The sequence below is a fragment of the Pseudoduganella sp. R-43 genome (assembly GCF_049913255.1).
Lineage (GTDB): Bacteria > Pseudomonadota > Gammaproteobacteria > Burkholderiales > Burkholderiaceae_D > Rugamonas.
Genome location: NZ_CP183988.1, coordinates 3,895,004 through 3,912,718 on the forward strand (window position 1 = coordinate 3,895,004; position 17,715 = coordinate 3,912,718).

The following is a 17,715-nucleotide window of genomic DNA, read 5'->3' on the forward strand; positions in this document are numbered from 1 at the left end:
TCAATCAGCTTTCATCGTCTCGAGATTCCAGTTCCAGGTACCAGTGCCTTTTGCAGTAGAGTCAGTTTTCTGCTGGGTGAAATCGGCTTTAATTTTGGTGAAGTTGATCGAGAAGGCATCGGCCGGAATTCCGGTTGCGCCGCCACCGCTTGAATTCATCTGCGAGATCATGGCGTTGTCAAGGGTGTAGGTCATGAAATTCATGTACACGCCATTTTCCACGCGTCCAACATGCAGTTTGGCGGTTCCAAGTTTGGTTCCCCGCGTACAGGCTTTGAACAGCTCCGTGGTGGACAGATCGGAGAGTTTGACGAGCCCCATTTCAGAGAGTACGGGCCGACCGGCCGTGCGCTCGGTATTCGCGGCGTCGTTCGCCATTGGAATATATGCGCCATGGCTGAATGAGTTAATGATGATCTTATTGGCGTAGCCATCTATAGCGCAGTTCCCCTTGATGCTATCGCCCAGGTCCAGAATGAATACGTCAGACATCGTAGACTCCATTGAAAGTTTTGCCGCATGGGCAGCATCGCAGGACTGCCCTCCATACGGCGTGCATTGAAGAGGATCGATCAGGCCCCTGCCGCTGGCAGTTGTGCCACCAGGCGGATCGAAGTTGTCAACTCTTCCATCTGGAAGTGCGGACGCAGAAATACGGTGGCAGAATACGCGCCGGGCTTGCCTGGCACTTCGGTGACGTCAACCCGTCCCTCCGACAACGGGAAGCGCGCCTTCTCGCCCTGCGAAGCATTGGGACTTAGCAGCACATAATCGCTCAGCCAGTTGTTGAGGAAGTTCTCCACACTGTCGCGGGTCTGGAAACTGCCGATCTTGTCGCGCATGATCACCTTGATATAGTGGGCGAAGCGCGAAGCCGCCAGCACGTATGGCAAGCGCGACGACAGCGCAGCATTGGCATTCGCCTCGTCCTTGTTGTACAGCTTCGGCTTGCTGACCGTCTGTCCGCCGAAGAAGGCGGCCATGTCCGAACCTTTCGAGTTGACTACGGCGATGAAGCCAAGGTCGTTCAACTCCTTTTCGCGGCGGTCGGTGATCGACACCTCGGTCGGGCACTTCAGGGCGATATCGCCTTCGTCGGTCTTGAAAGTGTGCGCTGTCAGGCCGGTGATCTTGCCGCCGCCTTCCACGCCGCGGATCGCGGTGGTCCAGCTATGCTTGGCGAAGGCATCAGTGATGCGCAGGCCGAGCTGGTAGGCCGAATTCGCCCACAGGTATTTGTTGTGGTCCTTGCCGTTCACGTCTTCCTCAAACGCGAACTGCTCCACAGGATTGGTCTTGGCGCCATACGGCAGGCGGGCGGCGTAGCGCGGCAACACCAGGCCGACATATCGCGAGTCTTCCGAATCGCGGAAGCCGCGCCAGGACACCAGTTCATCGCTTTCGAAGATCTTCGCCATGTCGCGCGGCACGCCCAGCTCGGTGAACGATCCCATGTCGAACAGCGATGGCGCAGCGGCCGCGATGAACGGCGCATGCGCAGCCGCGGCGACCTTGGACAGGCGCTCGAGCAGCGCGATGTCCTGCGGATGACGGCCGAAGTAGTAATCGCCGATGAACAGCGAGTACGGGTTGCCGCCGAAGGTGCCGTATTCCTCTTCGTAGACTTTTTTGAACAGCACGCTCATGTCGTGGTCGACCGCGCCTTCCAGGTCCTTCAACAATTCCTTTTTCGAGACATTCAGCAGGCGCAGCTTGAGCATCGTACCAGTCTCGGTGCCGAACACCATGTCATGCAGCCCGCGCCACGATGCCTCCAGGGCCTGGAAACGCTCGTCGTGCAGGATCGCGTTGACCTGGTCGCTCAGGATCTTGTCGATCTGCGCCACGCGCTCGTTGATCATGGCAACCACGCCCACGTCGGGCGCCTTCTTCATGCCTTCGTCCAGCACCTGGGTGGCGAACTGTCCCAGGAGCTGGCGCGCATATTGGCTTTGCGATGGCTCGACTGCCATTTTTCCTTCTTGGACGATGCGATCCAACAGGCTCAATTCCTGGTTGGTCGTGCTGGCACCGGCCTGGACTTCCTCTTGATTACTGGCCATTTTGGACTCTCTCTGATGAGTGGAGAAGACAGCGCGTTGGCGCTATCAGGACTGGACTTCCTCGGCTTTCTCTTCCGCGGCCTCGCCGCCGGCATCGGCCCCGCTTTCAGCCTTCAGCGTTTTCAGCTCTTCGGTGTTTTCGACGATCTTCTCGAGCAGCGTGTCGAGTTCATCGTTGCCATCGAGTTTGCCGAGCAAGTCGCGCAATTGCTGGCGGACGAGCAGCAGCTTGGCCAGGCGCGGCACCTGCTGCGCGATGGATTCGGGATGGAAGTCGTCGATCTCATTGAACTTCAACTCGATCTTCAGGTTGCCGTCTTTCTTGTAGGTGTCCGGCACCGACAGGTCAAGGCGCGGCGCAATCTTCGCCATCACTTCCTTGAAGTTGTCGCGGTCGATTTCCACAAGGCGGCGCTGCTTCAGCTTGGGCAGCGGCACCAGCGGCTGGCCCGACAGGTCGGCCAGCAGGCCCACCACCAAAGGTAGTTCCTTCTTCTCGACGGCGCCGCCGACTTCTACATCGTAGGTAATTTGTACGCGTGGGGGACGGTTCCGTCCCACCCATTTTTGCAAGCTGTCTGACATCACGCCCTCACTGGAAATGTTATATGGGACAGACCGGGTGTTTCGGATTTGAGATTAGGACTGCGCTTCCGCGTAACACAAGTATCAGCGCCGTATCAAGCGATATCGTGCCAATTCTGCGTCGCAACTTTTCGCGGCAATCGTGTTAGCATGCGCCATCGTCTCTCCAGCGCACGTCCGACATGCCCGACTCGAATGCCGCAGCAGCAGGATTGAAAGGAACAAGGAGCCCCTTCCGCTTTGGTGCATGGCTGATCGACCCATCTACCAACTCGATCGAGGGCGAGCAAGGCAGGCGCCAGATGGAGCCGCGCACGATGGATGTGTTGCTTGCCTTGTGCAATGCGCATGGTGCCGTGGTCAGCGCAGACGAATTGCTGCAGCAGTGCTGGGGCAACATCGTCAACAGCGACAGCTCGCTGCACAAGAACGTTGCGCAACTGCGCCGCCTGCTCGGGGACGACGCGAAATCACCGGAATACATCGAGACCATCCGCATGCGCGGCTACCGCGCCGTGGCTCCGATTGATTTCGAATCGCACGGCACGCGCAACTGGCAGGCTGGTTCTCCGTTCCGCGGCTTGATGGCCTTTGACGAGGCGCACGCGGATGTTTTCTTTGGCCGCGACGAAGCAACCCGCAACCTGGTCGAAACGGTGACAGAGCAAGCCAGGCATGGCTTCGCCCTGACGATGGTGCTCGGCCCTAGCGGCGTCGGCAAGACATCGCTGGTCCAGGCCGGCCTGTTTCCCGCGTTGTCGGCGCGGGGCCCGGATTGCGAAGTCGCGGTGCTGGATTCCACAGCCTTCGACCTGGTGGAACTTGGCGAGCAAACCCTGTTCACCGGCCTCGCCGGGTCCCTGATCGACCTGCAATGCGGCGAGCAATGCGCCTTCCCGGGGGAGAGCGCAATCTCCCTTGGCATACGCCTGCAGCAATCCTGCGCCTCCGTGATTGCGGTGATGGAGGCGGCGCTCGATAGCTATGCGCCGTCGCGCAGCGGCCTTCGCTTCGCGGTTTTCATTGACCGCTTCGAGGCCTTCTTCAACGATGGCCGCATCGCCGAAACCGAACGCCAAGCCTTCCTGAGAACGTTGGAGCAATTGGCGCGCAGCCGCGCCGCGCTCCTGGTAATTGCCTGCCGCAACGACTTCTACCCCAGCATAGCGAAGTACCCCCTGCTCACTGAGGGCAAGCGGCATGGCGGCCACTTCGACCTTGGCGCTCCCGGCTTCAGCGACATCGCTCAGATCATACGCCGGCCGGCGGCTGCGGCCGGACTCAGTTTCGACACCGATCCCGCGACCGATGCCAGGCTGGACGACGTACTGTGCGAAAGCGCGACAGACAGCCCGGATGCGCTGCCGCTTCTACAGTACTGCTTGCAGGAGTTGTACCGCCTGCGCACGGAACAGGGAGTCCTCAGCTTCGAGGCCTTCCACCAACTGGGCGACCTGGAAGGCGCGATCGGCCAGCGCGCGGAGCAAGTGGTGCTGGAGCTGAGCGACGCCCAACGCGCCACCATTCCCCACATCATGTCCCTGCTGATCGTGCTGTCCCTCGACGGAGACACCGCCACCAGCCAACGCGCGCCATGGTCGGCGCTGCGGGGCGTTGCCGCGCACGAGGCAGTGCAGGCGCTGGTCGAAGCGCGCCTGTTCGTCAGCGACCTGGCCGACGGCAATCCGGTTTTCGGCATCGCGCACGACGCCATCCTGCGCCGCTGGCCGCGCATGACCGACTGGATCGCGGCGCATCGGGTGGCGCTGCGCACGCGCGGCCGCCTGGCGCAGCAGGCAACGCGATGGCGCGACGAGGGACGTCCGGCCGACTTGCTCCTCCCGCGCGGCAAACTGCTGGACGAAGCGCGCGAGCTGCAGCATGCGGGCGTGCTCTCGCTTTCGGACAATGAATCCGAGCTGATCCGCGCCTCGCACCAGCGCGCCCGCCAGCGCGACCGCCTGCAAATCCTGGCTCTCTCCGCAATCATCACCCTGGCCCTGCTGGCCACCGGCCTGGGATTGAGCGCTGTCGCTGCCAAACGTTCCGCCGAACAGCGGCGCAACGAAGCGGAAAGCATGATGGACTTCATGCTCGGCGACTTCGCCGACAAGCTGCGCCCGCTGGGCCGCCTCGACCTGCTCGAAAGCGTCAGCGGCAAGGCAATGCAATTCCTGCGCGGCTCCGATGACGACGACTTGAGCGCAACCGCCCTCACCTTGCGCGCCAAAGGCTTGCAGGTGATCGGCGAGGTCGCACGTTCACGGGGAGATTCCAAGGTAGCGATTGATGCACTGAACCAGGCCAACGCGATCCTGACTCGCCGGCACCAGGCTGCGCCTACAGACATCCAGGTGCTCAAGAGTCTCGGCGCCAATGCATACTGGGTCGGCCAGATGCACAAGGACCGCAACGACTGGGAGGCCGCCGGCGCCGCATGGCGCGACTACCTCGCCTATTCGGACCGGCTGCACAGCCTCGAACCGGAAAATGACGAATGGCTGATCGAACAATCGTACGCCCACAATAATCTCGGTAGCCTGGCCTTCCAGCGCGGAATGCCGGAACTGGCGGTTCCGGAGTTCCAGCACTCGATAGGATTGAAACAGCGCGTCCTGGCCAGCAAGCCCGATGCCCGTTCAGTCAAGAGCGACCTTGCAAGCAGCTATTCGTGGCTGGCCTCGGCCAAGGAGGCTTTGGGTGAGTTGCAGGAAGCGCAGCAGTTGTATGCGCAGGAGATGCAATTGATCCTGGAACTCCGTAAGCAATTCCCGGACGAGTCAACGCTGGCACGCCGCCATGCACTCGCCCTGCAGCATCGGGCAACGCTTGGCGTAGCGCTCGGCCTGGATGCCATCGCACTACGCGATTACGACGAAGCAAAACTGCTGTATATCCAGTTGACCTCGCACGATCCGGAAAACCGTGCCTGGCAAGTTGAAATGGCCGGCCTCGATGTGGATCGACTGAGGATCATTGCCCGCCATTCACCGCCTGCCGACCTGCTGCCAAGAACGCGGGATGTGCACCGGCGCCTGCAAACCATCCTCGCCTTCGACCCAATGAACTCGGACTGGAAGTTGCGCGAGGCGGGTGCGCGCACGCAAGTAGCGGCAGCCATGCGGGCGAACGGTGAAGTGCAGGCGGCGGAGCAGGAAGTTAATGGCGCAGTCGCCAGCCTTGAACCATTCTACAAGAGCAACCTGTCCAACTTGAACGGAAGACTGGTGTTGATCGAAGCACTGCAGCTCCAGGCCGTGCTGCAGCTACAAGCGAAAAACGCGAGCGCGGCGGCCCAGGTCTGCAGGAAGATCCACGCCTTGATCGAGAGCGATGCCGGCCGGTCCATGAATTATCAGATCCTGGACCCGTGGGTTCGGGTAAACGCTTGCCTGCAAAATCAAGAAGTCTTTACGAAAGGAGCCAAACTACTCAGCCAGATCGGTTATCGTGACAGTTCGTACTTCCAATTTATTTCTAGCCATTAGAAGGGAAATACATGCACCCACTCGACAGACCTACTGTTCAACGCCGCATCGTTGTCAGTATCTTCGGCATCGAAAGCGATGCCAATGCCACCTACACCTACATCGAGCCGGTCACCGGCGAATCGTTCGTCCAGTCCGACACTTGCAATATGAAGATCAACCGTCCATCGGTCTGCCTTTTTGTGCTGGACGACGACGCCTCGATCAGTGGCTGGACCATCAAGGAAATCACGGCCAAGCCGGCAGGGGCGCCGCTGCTGCCCAGCGCAAAGGGTCCCTTCGGCCTGTCGCTCGCCACCTATAACGACCACAGTGACGATACGGCAGTGTTCAACTACTACATCCACTTCTACAACACGGTCACCGAGGCCACGTTCAAGGAAGATCCTCAGGAAGAGAACATTCCGCGGCCACGATGATCTACCAGGTAGAACTGTAAAGCGTCGCAAATCGCCCCGGCCAGCTCTTCCTGCAATGACATGCAGAGTTCGCCGCGGCGATCGAATTGCGAGAGCCAGGCGATGCTTCCTGCTCCCGGGTCGACCAAACGAATGGAAGCGCGCACATGGTCATCCTCCACCCGCACGCTGCCTTCCAGCCGCGGCGATTGATTGGCATCCGATACAGCGCTGACTTGCAAGCCCTTGCCCAAAGTCTGGAATAGCCTTGAGCCCAGCTCTTCGTCCAGCCCGCAGACAAAGGTATTGCTGGCGCCAGCGCCGGTCAGGTTACGCAAGGGGGTCAGGAGAATTCGCTTGTAGCGCAGGAGCTTTGGCGACGTACCAGGGCAGGCAATGACGGGTACATAGCTTCCCATCGGGATCGAGACATGAATCGCAGGCGTGATTTCCAGCGCAGCATAGTAAGCCGAAAGCCGCTGGCGCAAACGCCCAATCTGTACCCGGACCTGTGGGTCGAGACTGGTATCGTACGTACTCGCATCGCGACCAAAAAGATCCAAACCGATCGCATATTCGTTGATCTCTTGCTCATTGCCGCTCAATTTTTTTTCGAGCAGGAAGGTCAGCAAGCGGCACATCCGGGGCGCCTTCGCGAAGGTTGGGCTGGCCAGCAACTGGTCGACTTCGCGCCAGAGCTCTTCGTTTGACAGGGAAATGCCATTCTCTTCCAAGGGCTGCATCAATCGTGCGTTCATTTCCGTTTCCAGTTAGAAGTGATCGAATTGCACTTGCGACGTGCTGCAGCTACTCTAATTTCCCTCCCGGCTTCTTGCCTTACGGCGATCTTACGGCTGAAAATTGTTGCGTTATCCGCCTTTCACGCATGGTTTGAGAAAGATCAAAACGACCCAGACAGGCCGGAGAGGTTGCGCATTTGTTGTATTTGCAGGCGACGTGAGTATCGGAGAGGATTGAGCGCAGCCGTTGCCCGCAAAATTCGAGACTCGCCAACAAGGGAGCAACAAAGATGAAGAGCGCCGTCGCGACACTGTTGATGCTTGCCGCTTACGCGCTGATCGCCGGCGAAGCTGCGGCCCAGCATCCCGCCTTCACCGATGGTGTCCGAAGCGAGCCCGATGCCAACTCATCGCTTGTCGAGATCGTCAAGGCCCTAGCGTGGCCAGTAGTGGCGCTCGCGATGGGTATCGTCTTTTATCGGCCGATTACACTCTTCGTCGCAGCCCTTGGAAGCCGCATCACCAGGCTTTCGCTCTTCAAGGTCGAACTCGAGCTGGTGCCTGCCGCTCCCGCCACCACCATGCCACTTCTCGACAACATCCGTTCGGCGACCCTGGCGGCGGAAATTGCCGACTCTTCGTCGGCCATGCTGGATCAGGTTCAAATTCAGACACCCGCAGATTATGTGCTGGTCATGCTTGGCGATGGCACTGAATGGCTGACCTCCCGCCTCTTCATCGCGATTGTCATGGTGGAGCGGATGCGAGGGGTCAAGGCATGTGTCTTCGTAGAGCGCTCAGCAAACTCTGAGCGCAGTTTCCTCGCCGTTGCGACAATCAGGGAGTTGCGCCAAGCGCTATCCCGCCGCTATCCCTGGCTCGAAGTCGCCTGGTTACAGAGCCTGCTTTCAATTTACCCTGGACTTCCGCCCATCGCTCCCAATACTGAGTGGCATCCCGACCCAAAAAGAATCAGTGCAGGCGGTCCGCCACAATTAAACGAATCTGGAAGCTTTACCCCATATGACGCGCGATCGATAGTTGCCAGATTCATCGAATCGCTGCAGCGAAATGAGATGAATCCCGATCCAGGCCAGGTGTACATAGAGACCGAATGGGTATCCCTGCGGTCAAGCAAGGAACGCGCCCAATGGGTCTCCAGGGAGCTGCTCGCGACCTTATTGCCCAATGCCGCATTCGAAGCCTGGGCGCCAAACCTGCGAGATGCGCCCAGGGCTCAATTGACCCGTGCGGTGCTGCGCCGGCCCGGCCCCTTCGTCGCGCTGGTAGACGGCAACCGGGAATTCTCGCGGCTGACAAACCGCGGCGCCTTATTGGAGGAAACCGCAGCGAAGCTAGGTGAAGAGCCGGACGACAAGCCACACTGATTCAGCGCGCAATGCTCGCGACTTCCCCATCGCTCAGGGCCGAACCATAGATGCGCAAGTCATCCATCGAACCCTTGTAAGGCGCATCCCACCAATTGACCCCCAGCGCGAACACGCCGTTGGTCGTTGTGAAGACATTCGGGAAGTTCACGCCGCTGAAACGCTTCGCGCCGTTGACGTACACATTGACCGCGCCGTTCTTGACCGTGAACGCCACGTGCGACCATTGCCCGGCCGGGATGTTCATGCCCAAGCCGGCGTCATACCATGCCGTTCCCGACCACAGCATGCTGGCGCCGCCAACAAAGTCGTGTCCCTTGGGCAGGAAGCTGATCCACGAATCGCCGTTGCGCGCGCCAAAGAAAGTGGTCGAGAACGCGGTCAGCTGGGCAGGCTTGAGCCACATGGCGACCGTGTAGCTAGTGCCCGTGATGAGCCCATCCGGCAAACGCACGCCAGATGCGCCATTGAAGACGGCGGCACTGCCTTTCATCCCCGGCTCGTACGCCATGCTGCCGCCGGCGGCATCTATCTTGCTGCCGACGACGGTGCCGGCGCCGAAGCCACCCGTCGCTTCGCCCAGATTCCCGTCAAAGGTGTAATGGGCAACCATGCTACCCAGCTTGCGCACCATGACCACGAAGGTCTTGACGGCACGCGCATGTCCCTTGGTGATAGTCGCTGTCAGCGTGACGTTCACGTCATTGGCAGGGCTGGTGACCTGCCCGGTATTGCTCAATACCGAGGGATTCGATGATACCCAGCTGATGGCCGAGTCACGCGCAGCGCTGGTCGGCAGCACGATATCGCCAGTGACTGCATTGGTGTTACCGAGACTGAGTTCGCCATAGACAGCCTGCACCACCTGCATGTCGCTACGGGGCGCCAGGCGGCTGCCCATGATGGAGATGCCATCGCGCGACGTCGCAGTAAACGTCATCACATAGCTGCCGGAGGTCTCATCCCACTGGTTCAGGAACACGCCCTTGAAAGGCGGCGACCCAGCCAGGTTGATTTCAGCCTGGTTGCTCCCAACCAGCGCCCAGCTGCCGGTTACCGCCCCGCTGATTGTGCCGTTGGGATTCAGCGTGACCAGCCGGGACTTCTTGATCGTGGCCGAGATGTCCTTCCCGTGATTGACGAACATATAGTCGCCAAAGACAAAACCGCGCGGAACAGCAGCCAGCGTTTCATTGGTATTGCGGTATGGCGCCACCACCGGCCACCCGTCAGCGTTCATGAACATCTGGTGCACGCGGATTTCGTGCTGCTCGCCACGTTCAGGGAAGCGGCTATGGAAGATCAGGAAGTGCTTTCGGCTTGCGGCGTCGTAGTAAGCCGAGTTGTGGCCCGCCGACACATAGCCGGTGCCGATACCGCTGCCCGCTTCGCCGATCTTGCGCTCGAACAGGAAATTGCCCATGACTTTCACGCCATACGGGGCAATCGACGCATCGTCGAACAAGGGCTTTGCAGGATCCGCCTTGACGTTCGCCATGTTCACGCCCTGCGCGTCGAAATAGGGACCGTCCGGCGCAACGGATCGCGCCACGCGCATGTTGTAGCCCCCTGCCGCATCCAGCCCGCCGAATGAGGTGAACAGATAGTAGTACTGCGTGACAGGGCTGTACATCACGTAAGCCCCTTCTATCCGGCTGTGATTCCCGCCCGTCAGGCGCTTCCCATAGCCCTGCCCCGGCAGCGGCATGCCAGTCGCGGGGTTCATTTGCATGATGAAAATGCCGCCGGAGTAAGAACCGTAGACCATCCACAGCCGTCCGCCGTTATCGAAGAAGACGTTCGGATCGACGGTATTTGGATGCTTGAGGGCATCGTAGATGGTGCCGTCGTAGCTGGCCTGCCCCCACATGCCCGACTTCAGGATGATGCCCTTGTTCACATAAGGGCCCTCGATCTTGTCGGCGACCGCAACGCCCAGGGCCGAACGCGGCGAATCGCCCTTGCAGGCGTTGTAGTACATGTAGTAGCGGCCGTCGGCCAGGCGGACGATGTCCGGCGCCCACAGGGTATTCGTTTGCGCCCAGCTGAAAGTCTCGGCAAGTTCGGTAAAGACGTTGCTGGCGCCGTTCAGGAACAACTTGTTGGTGGCGCTGACGGAACTGGTGACCTGCGTCCAGTTCATTAGGTCCGTGGACTTGGCCGAAGCAAGATGGGAGCCGAATACATAGTAGCTGCCCCCCGCCCTGATCACGGAAGGATCGTGCACTGAGGCGTTCTGGAAAGTCACCGGCGCATAGGGCGCTCCGGCCAAGGCGCTGAGGGACAGCATGGAGGAAGCCAATACAGCAGCAGCCCCCCATAGCGAGAAGGGTTTGGTCACGTTAGTCTCCAATAATGTTTTTACGCAAGTTAGCGCGCAGGACTTGGAGTGTCCAATGACCTTTTCCGTAAATGCGATAGCGAAACCGGCATCGAAAGCGGCGAATCAGCCGATGTGAGCCCGGAGGAAGGCGCATCCCTCGTCGCGCGCTGCGGCGCCTTCCGGGAAGTGTTCAGCATCCTTGAAAAACTGGATGAACCCGTGCTGTTGGTCCTTGTAAACCCTGGCCCTGGCATCGACGCCCGCATCCTTCAGGGCCTGCGCATAAGCAACGCCCTCGTCCCGGAGCGGGTCATGCTCCCCGACCTGGACCAACGTAGCGGGAAGGCCCTCATGCCGCGCCCACATCGGCGCAAGCAGGGGCGCGTTCGCATCCATCCCGCACGGGACATAGGCAGCAAGCACTTTCATGTTCATGGCGCGGGTAGGGAAATTCTTTTCGCCGTATGCATGCCAGGACGCGGTGTCCATCCTGTTGTCCAGTGCAGGATACATCAGCCATTGTGCGCCGATCCCGGGGCCGCGCCGATCCCGCGCCAGGATAGCCGCTCCGGCCACCAGGTTCGCACCAGCGCTGTCCCCGCAGACCGCCATCCGTTGAGGATCGCCGCCAATGCTGCCGCCCTCCTTCGCCAGCCATTCCAGCGCAGCATAAACGTCGTCCAGTCCAGCCGGGAAAGGATGTTCCGGCGCCAGGCGGTAATCGACTGCAATGACAAGCGCGCCCGATCTGTTCGCGATGGCGCGTGCCAGCACGTCATGGGTATCGAGGTCACCCGCGACAAAACCGCCGCCGTGGGCAAAGAGAACCATCGGAAGGGCATTGCCGGCCGCCCCCAGCGGAACATAAAGCCGCGCCGGGATCGGCAGCCCTCGAACCGCTGCAACGGGATCTGGCGCCCCGGTCGCCGGGATCTTCGACCGATAATTCGCGCGCATTTCACCGGCAAATTTTGCAAGCTCCGCTTCAGGTAATACCGGCCTTTGCATGGTTCGCTCCCTGTTTCTCGCGCCAGCAACTATGCGTCGCACACTTTTGCATGTCAAGCCGAGGCCGGGCGGGCAAATGTCATAAAACTGTAACCTTGCTCCGTTATGATCCGGCATTTTGCATGAGCACCCGAACTTATCATGTGCTGTTCCTCAGCACCCAGAACACTGCACGCAGCATCATGGCCGAGGCAATGTTGAATGCTGTCGGCGGACGCCGGTTTCGCGCGTTCAGCGCAGGCAGCCACCCTGCCGGCAAGCTCAATCTCTTCGCCGTCGAGCAAATCCGGGCGCTTGACAATACCCTGGCAGGCCTGCGCAGCAAATCCGTCGATGAATTCTCGGCGCCGGACGCGCCGGAGATGGATTTCGTCATCACCATGTGCGACCTGGTTGCGGGCGAACCATGCCCGAACTGGCCCGGCCAACCTGCAACAGCGAACTGGAACTTCCGCAATCCCGCCGCCGTGCAAGGGCCGGTTGAGCAGATTCGCCAGGAGTTCTTTACGGTCTGCCGCGAAATCAAGACGCGCATGGAGATCTTCCGCAACCTCCCCGATGAGGCACTTGACAAAATGGCACTGCAACGCAAAATAGCGAGGATCGCTGGCGTCCAGCTCTAACCCCTCGCTCCTTACACCAACACATGCTCCTTCCATTACGCGCCCTCGCCGCCTGCCGGAAACCGCGGCAATGGTACGCAAGATGCGGCTGAAGGATGCAGACGCCTTCATCGAGCATCTGCGCGGCCTTGCACGCGACGCGAAGAAAGTTGATCTCGCAAGCCAGGTCCAATCTGAATTCTGGCGCGAGAATAGCAGCAAGGTCGCCTTGGCCGCGGCTGAAATCACGCGCCGGCAGAAGGCCTATGTACCGCCCGAATTCTCGGCCAATCTCACCGTGCACTTCGTCTTCGGTGGCAACGCCATGGGCTTCGCCTTTGACGACATGCACGACGACGTTTATGTCGAGCTGTCGCGCCTTACGCAGGCTAGCAGGAGCTGGCTGGAGTGGTATCGCATGAGCTGTTTCACGCAGTGCAGTCGCATGTGATGAGCGCCCCACCGCGCCCTCCCGCCGACATGGGCCACCCGTGGCAAGGAGCGAATCGCACGCAACGGCAAACCCAACGACGTCGACCATTATGAAGGCGAGAATGGCCTGCACGATACGCGGCAAGCCATCATCGAAGCCCGGCAAACCGGCATTTCGCCGATCTGCCTGGCGATCGACCACCAGGCGCCGCACTATCTCGGCCAAGTCTTTGGCAAACACCAGTTTGCGATCTTGCCGCGTACCGAACTGCTGCCCGGCGTGCTGCTGGCGTGGCTGCGCAAAATGCTTGCCTGACCGACCTGGCAGGCGCTTAGTAGGCGACGCTGAAACGCTTGCCCGAATGGGCAGGATGTTCCAGTTCATCCAGCATCGCAACGGCGTAATCCTGTACCGAAATGCGGCTCTGGCCCTGTGCATCGACCAGCAACTGATCGCCGCCGATGCGGAACTTGCCGGTGCGCTCGCCACGTTCAATCAAGGCGGCTGGGCTCAGGTAGGTCCATTCCAGCTCCTGCTCCTTGCACAGCTTCTCCAGCGTGTCGCGGGCGCCCAGCGCGGAGGCCTTCCACTGGTCGGGGAATTGCGGAGTATCGACGGCCTGCACGCCCGGCGCCACTTCCAGGCTGCCAGCGCCACCTACCACCAGCAGGCGCGGCACGCCGGCACGCTTGGCGGCGCCAACGATCGAGTCAATTCCGCGGCCATAGTACTCGCGCACGTCTTGCTGGGCATGGCCGCTGAATGCACTGATGACCGCGTCATGGCCGGCCAGCTGCCCGGTCAGTTTCTGCTGGTCGTGCACGTCGGCGCCAAGCGCCGTCAGGCCAGCTTGCGGCGCCAGCCGTTCCGGACGGCTGACCAGGGCTGTCACCTGGTGGCCGCGCGAGAGCGTCTCAGCCAGCAGGCCATTGCCAATGAAGCCGGTAGCGCCGATTAATGCGATTTTCATGGGGAACTCCTGGGTGATTGAAGGTGGATTCAGTATGACGCCTTTACGATCCCCCGATAAGAGGGCAAAATCCACAATCACTATGAAGCAACTCTTAACAATCGACCGACTGAGGCGCATGGCCGTCTTTGCCCGCGTGGTGGAAGCTGGCTCCATGAGTGCCGCTGCGCGCGAGCTGGGCATGACCACCTCGGCAGTCAGCCAGCAGATACGGCAACTGGAAACGGAAACCGGCCTCGCCCTGCTGCACCGCTCGACCCGGCGCCTGAGCACCACGGTGGCCGGCCAGGCCTACTATGAGGACTGCGCCGCCATGCTGCACGCGGCACAGGCAGCCGAGCAGCGATTGTCCGACCTGCGCGACGAGCCGCGCGGCGAACTGCGGGTGGCCTTTCCCGTCGGCTTCAGCGCGCACCTGGCGGCAGCGCTGGCGCCTTTGCTGCGCGCCCACCCGCTATTGTCGCTGCGCCTGTTCGCCGAGGACCGCCGCGTCGACTTGATTGCCGAACGCATCGACCTGGCGATCCGCGCCGGAACGCTGAGCGATTCCGCGCTGGTCGCACGCCGCCTGACCGAATGGCGCCATGTACTAGTGGCCGCCAGATCATTCGCGCAGGAGCATGGCTTGCCGCGCACGCCGGAGGAACTGGCCAGGTTCCCGGTGCTTAACCTCAGCGTGATCAACCAGACCGAGTTCATCGAACTGCACCGGCCGGGCGAGCCGGCGCACCGCGTGCGCGTCAACGGCCCCGTTGCCGGCAACAGCTTCATCGCGCTTCAGCACATCATGCTGCAGGGCGCCGGCATCATGCGCATGCCCGGCCCGGATGCCGCGCCGCTGATCGAAGCCGGACTCGCCGTGCCGGTATTGCCGGAGTGGTCGATGGCGCCGATGGGCGTCTATGCAGTGACGGTACAGCGTGATTCGCAGCCGGCCAAGGTGCGGCTGGCAATTGCCGCGCTGCGCGACTACCTGGAAAAGATGCCACCCTAGCCCGGCGACGGCCTTGGATGGTATATGCTGCGGGCATGACTCAAGACACCGATATCCAGCTCAGCGGCCCCTTCAAGGCCATCGACGGCAACGGCCGCGCCATTGACATCAAATCCCTCCGCATATTCGACGAGGGCTATGGCGTGGTCGACCTATATGTCGACCTGGCCGCCCCAGCCACCGACGGCTTGCACAAGGATCATCAATTGATCGCCGAAATTGGCGCGCGCCTGCGCGCCATCGGCTACAACGGCCCCGACCTGAAGCCAGGCGATCCGGTGATCCAGGAAAAGCGCCTGATCGTGCTCGACACGCCGGACGAATTCCTGCCCTTCGCCGTGCGCAAGGGTTTCAAGGACCTCAGCTCGGAATTCGACGAGCAGTAATCCGGCCGCCTAGTCCCAGGCCCGCGCTTGCGAACGATAGGCCGTCCAAGTAAAACCGAAACCAAGCGACAGCCCGCTATTCTTGCGGAACAGCGGGCTGTCGCGGTTGGCAGCATGCGTGTAGTTGTCGTAGCGGGTAAAGCCGAACACGCGCCAATCGGGCCCCAGCGAATGCGACAGGCTCGCGCCAAGGCGCGTCATCATCAGTCCACTCCCGGCTTGATAGGCTGGACGGGTGGCGTTCGCATATTGTGGCGCGACCTCGTAAAAATACTGGTTCAGGCGAGTATTGCCAAACACCGCGCCGAGATTGGCGTCGGCCTGCCATTGCTGGTTGCTGCCGCTGGTTTCGAACACGACGCGCGGCTCAAAGACCAGGCCCTGGCGGCGAAAACCGTTCCCCACTTCAAGCGGCACCCGCAAAGGCAGCTCCAGCCTTACCCGATTGGGGGCCGAAGGCTCCGACAGCAACACTTTCAGGCGCGGGCCGAATTCCAGCAAGGAGTTCAGGTCCGGCATGCCGGCGCGGGCCGGCACGTCGTCCGAACGCGCCGGCAGCGACATCTGGAAACCAAGGTCCAGGTCCACGCGCTCGGTATCGAACAGGCGCGCGCTCACGCCGGAACGATCCGCACGCACGATCTTGCCGCGATAAATCACCATTGGCAGCACCAGCCCGCGCATGGAGCGTTCGGATGAACCCGGGTAAGCCGGCGTGGACGCCGCACCGCCGAACAGGCCGGCTTCCCATAGCGGCAAATCCGGACCCGGCGCTGGCGCCGCGCCGGCCGGCAACGCCAGTACCGACATCGCGATGCCAGCCCACATTCCCTTCTTCATATTCATGCTCCGCAAAAAGTCGTTGATGATACAGCCAAAGACGCGGGGCAACCATGCCATAATTTCATTTTTTACAATGTGCGACTGCCATGAAGCCCATTCACGTCTTGCCTGTCTTGCTCGTGCTCGCAGCATGCGGCCAGCAAGCCCCGTCAGCAGCTCCGTCCAAAGGCAACACCATGACTTGCGTAGCTGGCGGCCTCAAACTGGCCGGCGCCGGCGAACCAGAGGTTGGGGTTGGCAGTTTCGGCATCCAGGGCGATACCATCGGCGGTTTCGGGCTCGGACTGACCGTTGAGCATGGGGGCAAGGTGCATGAGATTTCCAGCTCGCTGATGTCCTTGCCGATGCAGAGCGGCACTTATCACTTTCCCTCAGTGTCGGAACCGGGCATGACCCTGGCTTCCTACAAGGTCAGGACCATGGACCGTGATCTGATCAGGGACTACAACGGCGGCATCTATAGCCAGCAGTTCTCGCCCATCGAGAACGACCCGGAAGCGAAGCTTAAGCTTCAAGTGGACAAAATGCTTGTCTCGGACGCGCCGCTGCCCGGATTCAAGCGTATCCACGCCGTCGGCAGGTTCCAGTTCAACGCAGCGGCGCTGCCCGGGCCGGAGCCCAGCGACGCCTGCGTGCGCGATAGCATCATCCGTTCGATCAAGGGCGCAAACGCCGGCAAGCGCCAGCTGCCGCTGTTCGACGCCGCACTTTGCGGCGCGGAAAAGATGCACGTCCAGTGTGATTTCGATGTCGTAGTGGACCTGGCTAAGGTGCAGTAGCCAGCGGCGATGACGCGTCTCCTATGCTGGTGGTGCGGCATCCGTAACAATTGCTTACCGGCGATACACTTTTTGCGTCACCGTGTTTTCATCCTGAGGCGTTTTCCAGGCAAGCGCCAACGATGGCGAGTTCAGGAGAAAACAACATGGAAAACAGCCCACGCACCAAAATTCATCCGATGATTGTCGCCGCAGCCGCTTCGGTGGCACTGGTAAGCCTGGTGGGAGCTGCATCAATTGCAGGCCTCCTGCCAAACTCGCAAGCGACCACGATGCCAGGCGCCGCAGCCGCACCGATCGCCGCTGTAAGCCCTGCAACGCCAGCAACAGTCGCGGCGCCAGCGCCGGAACCGGAAGTACGCAAAGTCGTGGAGCACAAAACCGTGGTGCATCATACGTACACGCCGTCGACGCGTGTCGCGGCAGCAGCGCCGCAAGCGGCCTCGCCTGCGCCGGCACCTGCTCAAGCACCTGCACCGGCGCCGGCACCAGCCCCCCAGAATAGTGCGCTGGGCATCGGCATCGGAGCTGTGGTGGGCGGCTTGATCGGCAACCAGGTAGGCGGCGGCAACGGCCGCAAGCTGGCTACTATCGCCGGCGCGGTTGGTGGCGGCTATATTGGCAATGAAATCGCCAAGCGCAACCAGCAGCAAGCACCGACGCAATCGCCATCGCAACAATAACGCCAATCGCAGCGGTGCAGGCCATCGACGGC

The 17,715-nt window shown here is 61.0% G+C and carries 17 protein-coding genes; 9 read left to right on the forward strand and 8 right to left on the reverse strand.

Annotation, left to right across the window (positions count from 1 at the left end; all coding sequences use genetic code 11):
- From ACN9M3_RS17670 to tssB, 3 genes are all read right to left on the reverse strand, one after another.
- The gene (locus ACN9M3_RS17670) at positions 1-492 is read right to left on the reverse strand and encodes an Hcp family type VI secretion system effector (protein ID WP_426161786.1); all 492 of its coding nucleotides are present in this window, start codon (positions 490-492) and stop codon (positions 1-3) included.
- Between the two features lie 80 nt (positions 493-572).
- Complete coding sequence (gene tssC, locus ACN9M3_RS17675) at positions 573-2,063, reverse strand: type VI secretion system contractile sheath large subunit (protein WP_426318145.1); 1,491 nt, start codon at positions 2,061-2,063, stop codon at positions 573-575.
- 45 nt (positions 2,064-2,108) lie between these two features.
- Complete coding sequence (tssB, locus tag ACN9M3_RS17680) at positions 2,109-2,648, reverse strand: type VI secretion system contractile sheath small subunit (RefSeq protein WP_426318146.1); 540 nt, start codon at positions 2,646-2,648, stop codon at positions 2,109-2,111.
- Positions 2,649-2,860: 212 nt separating this feature from the next.
- Here tssB and ACN9M3_RS17685 point away from each other — a divergent pair, with 212 nt between their 5' ends.
- Both ACN9M3_RS17685 and ACN9M3_RS17690 read left to right on the forward strand, forming a co-directional pair.
- Positions 2,861-6,136: a winged helix-turn-helix domain-containing protein gene (locus ACN9M3_RS17685; RefSeq protein WP_426318147.1), complete on the forward strand. Its 3,276-nt coding sequence runs from the start codon at positions 2,861-2,863 to the stop codon at positions 6,134-6,136.
- A gap of 11 nt (positions 6,137-6,147) precedes the next feature.
- On the forward strand, positions 6,148-6,555 hold the full coding sequence (locus ACN9M3_RS17690; RefSeq protein ID WP_426161790.1) for a hypothetical protein: 408 nt from the start codon (positions 6,148-6,150) through the stop codon (positions 6,553-6,555).
- Here ACN9M3_RS17690 and ACN9M3_RS17695 read toward each other — a convergent pair.
- Entirely contained in the window at positions 6,525-7,292 is a 768-nt protein-coding gene (locus ACN9M3_RS17695; RefSeq protein ID WP_426318148.1) for a hypothetical protein, read from the reverse strand. The two genes, ACN9M3_RS17690 and ACN9M3_RS17695, sit on opposite strands and share 31 nt — an antisense overlap.
- Positions 7,293-7,564: 272 nt before the next feature.
- Between ACN9M3_RS17695 and ACN9M3_RS17700 the strand changes: the two genes are divergently transcribed.
- Complete coding sequence (locus ACN9M3_RS17700) at positions 7,565-8,662, forward strand: hypothetical protein (RefSeq protein ID WP_426318149.1); 1,098 nt, start codon at positions 7,565-7,567, stop codon at positions 8,660-8,662.
- A gap of 1 nt (position 8,663) precedes the next feature.
- On the opposite strand, the gene ACN9M3_RS17705 is transcribed toward ACN9M3_RS17700, so the two are convergent.
- Together ACN9M3_RS17705 and ACN9M3_RS17710 are read right to left on the reverse strand one after the other, a co-directional pair.
- Positions 8,664-11,003, reverse strand: a complete 2,340-nt coding sequence (locus tag ACN9M3_RS17705; RefSeq protein ID WP_426318150.1) for a family 43 glycosylhydrolase — start codon at positions 11,001-11,003, stop codon at positions 8,664-8,666.
- A gap of 105 nt (positions 11,004-11,108) precedes the next feature.
- Positions 11,109-11,993: an alpha/beta hydrolase gene (locus ACN9M3_RS17710; protein ID WP_426318151.1), complete on the reverse strand. Its 885-nt coding sequence runs from the start codon at positions 11,991-11,993 to the stop codon at positions 11,109-11,111.
- A gap of 143 nt (positions 11,994-12,136) precedes the next feature.
- Here ACN9M3_RS17710 and ACN9M3_RS17715 point away from each other — a divergent pair, with 143 nt between their 5' ends.
- Together ACN9M3_RS17715 and ACN9M3_RS17720 are read left to right on the forward strand one after the other, a co-directional pair.
- Entirely contained in the window at positions 12,137-12,616 is a 480-nt protein-coding gene (locus ACN9M3_RS17715) for an arsenate reductase ArsC (RefSeq protein ID WP_426318152.1), read from the forward strand.
- Positions 12,617-12,686: 70 nt separating this feature from the next.
- Positions 12,687-13,046 carry a hypothetical protein gene (locus tag ACN9M3_RS17720; RefSeq protein WP_426318153.1) on the forward strand — a complete coding sequence of 120 codons (360 nt, stop codon included), beginning with the start codon at positions 12,687-12,689 and terminating at the stop codon, positions 13,044-13,046.
- A gap of 313 nt (positions 13,047-13,359) precedes the next feature.
- Here the strand turns inward: ACN9M3_RS17720 and ACN9M3_RS17725 are convergent, their stop codons facing one another.
- The gene (locus ACN9M3_RS17725) at positions 13,360-13,998 is read right to left on the reverse strand and encodes an NAD(P)-dependent oxidoreductase (protein WP_426318154.1); all 639 of its coding nucleotides are present in this window, start codon (positions 13,996-13,998) and stop codon (positions 13,360-13,362) included.
- A 118-nt stretch (positions 13,999-14,116) separates the two neighbouring features.
- On the opposite strand from ACN9M3_RS17725, the gene ACN9M3_RS17730 reads away from it, so the two are divergent.
- Both ACN9M3_RS17730 and ACN9M3_RS17735 read left to right on the forward strand, forming a co-directional pair.
- Positions 14,117-14,992 (forward strand): LysR family transcriptional regulator, encoded by an 876-nt coding sequence (locus tag ACN9M3_RS17730; RefSeq protein WP_426318155.1) that lies wholly within the window; start codon positions 14,117-14,119, stop codon positions 14,990-14,992.
- A gap of 35 nt (positions 14,993-15,027) precedes the next feature.
- Entirely contained in the window at positions 15,028-15,378 is a 351-nt protein-coding gene (locus tag ACN9M3_RS17735) for a hypothetical protein (protein ID WP_426161805.1), read from the forward strand.
- 9 nt (positions 15,379-15,387) lie between these two features.
- Here ACN9M3_RS17735 and ACN9M3_RS17740 read toward each other — a convergent pair whose 3' ends face one another.
- Entirely contained in the window at positions 15,388-16,218 is an 831-nt protein-coding gene (locus ACN9M3_RS17740; RefSeq protein WP_426161806.1) for a MipA/OmpV family protein, read from the reverse strand.
- Positions 16,219-16,307: 89 nt separating this feature from the next.
- Between ACN9M3_RS17740 and ACN9M3_RS17745 the strand changes: the two genes are divergently transcribed.
- Together ACN9M3_RS17745 and ACN9M3_RS17750 are read left to right on the forward strand one after the other, a co-directional pair.
- Positions 16,308-17,000, forward strand: a complete 693-nt coding sequence (locus ACN9M3_RS17745) for a hypothetical protein (protein ID WP_426161808.1) — start codon at positions 16,308-16,310, stop codon at positions 16,998-17,000.
- A 146-nt stretch (positions 17,001-17,146) separates the two neighbouring features.
- A complete protein-coding gene (locus ACN9M3_RS17750; RefSeq protein ID WP_426161809.1) occupies positions 17,147-17,683 on the forward strand; it encodes a glycine zipper 2TM domain-containing protein in 537 nt (178 codons plus the stop codon).
- Positions 17,684-17,715: the final 32 nt, after the last annotated feature.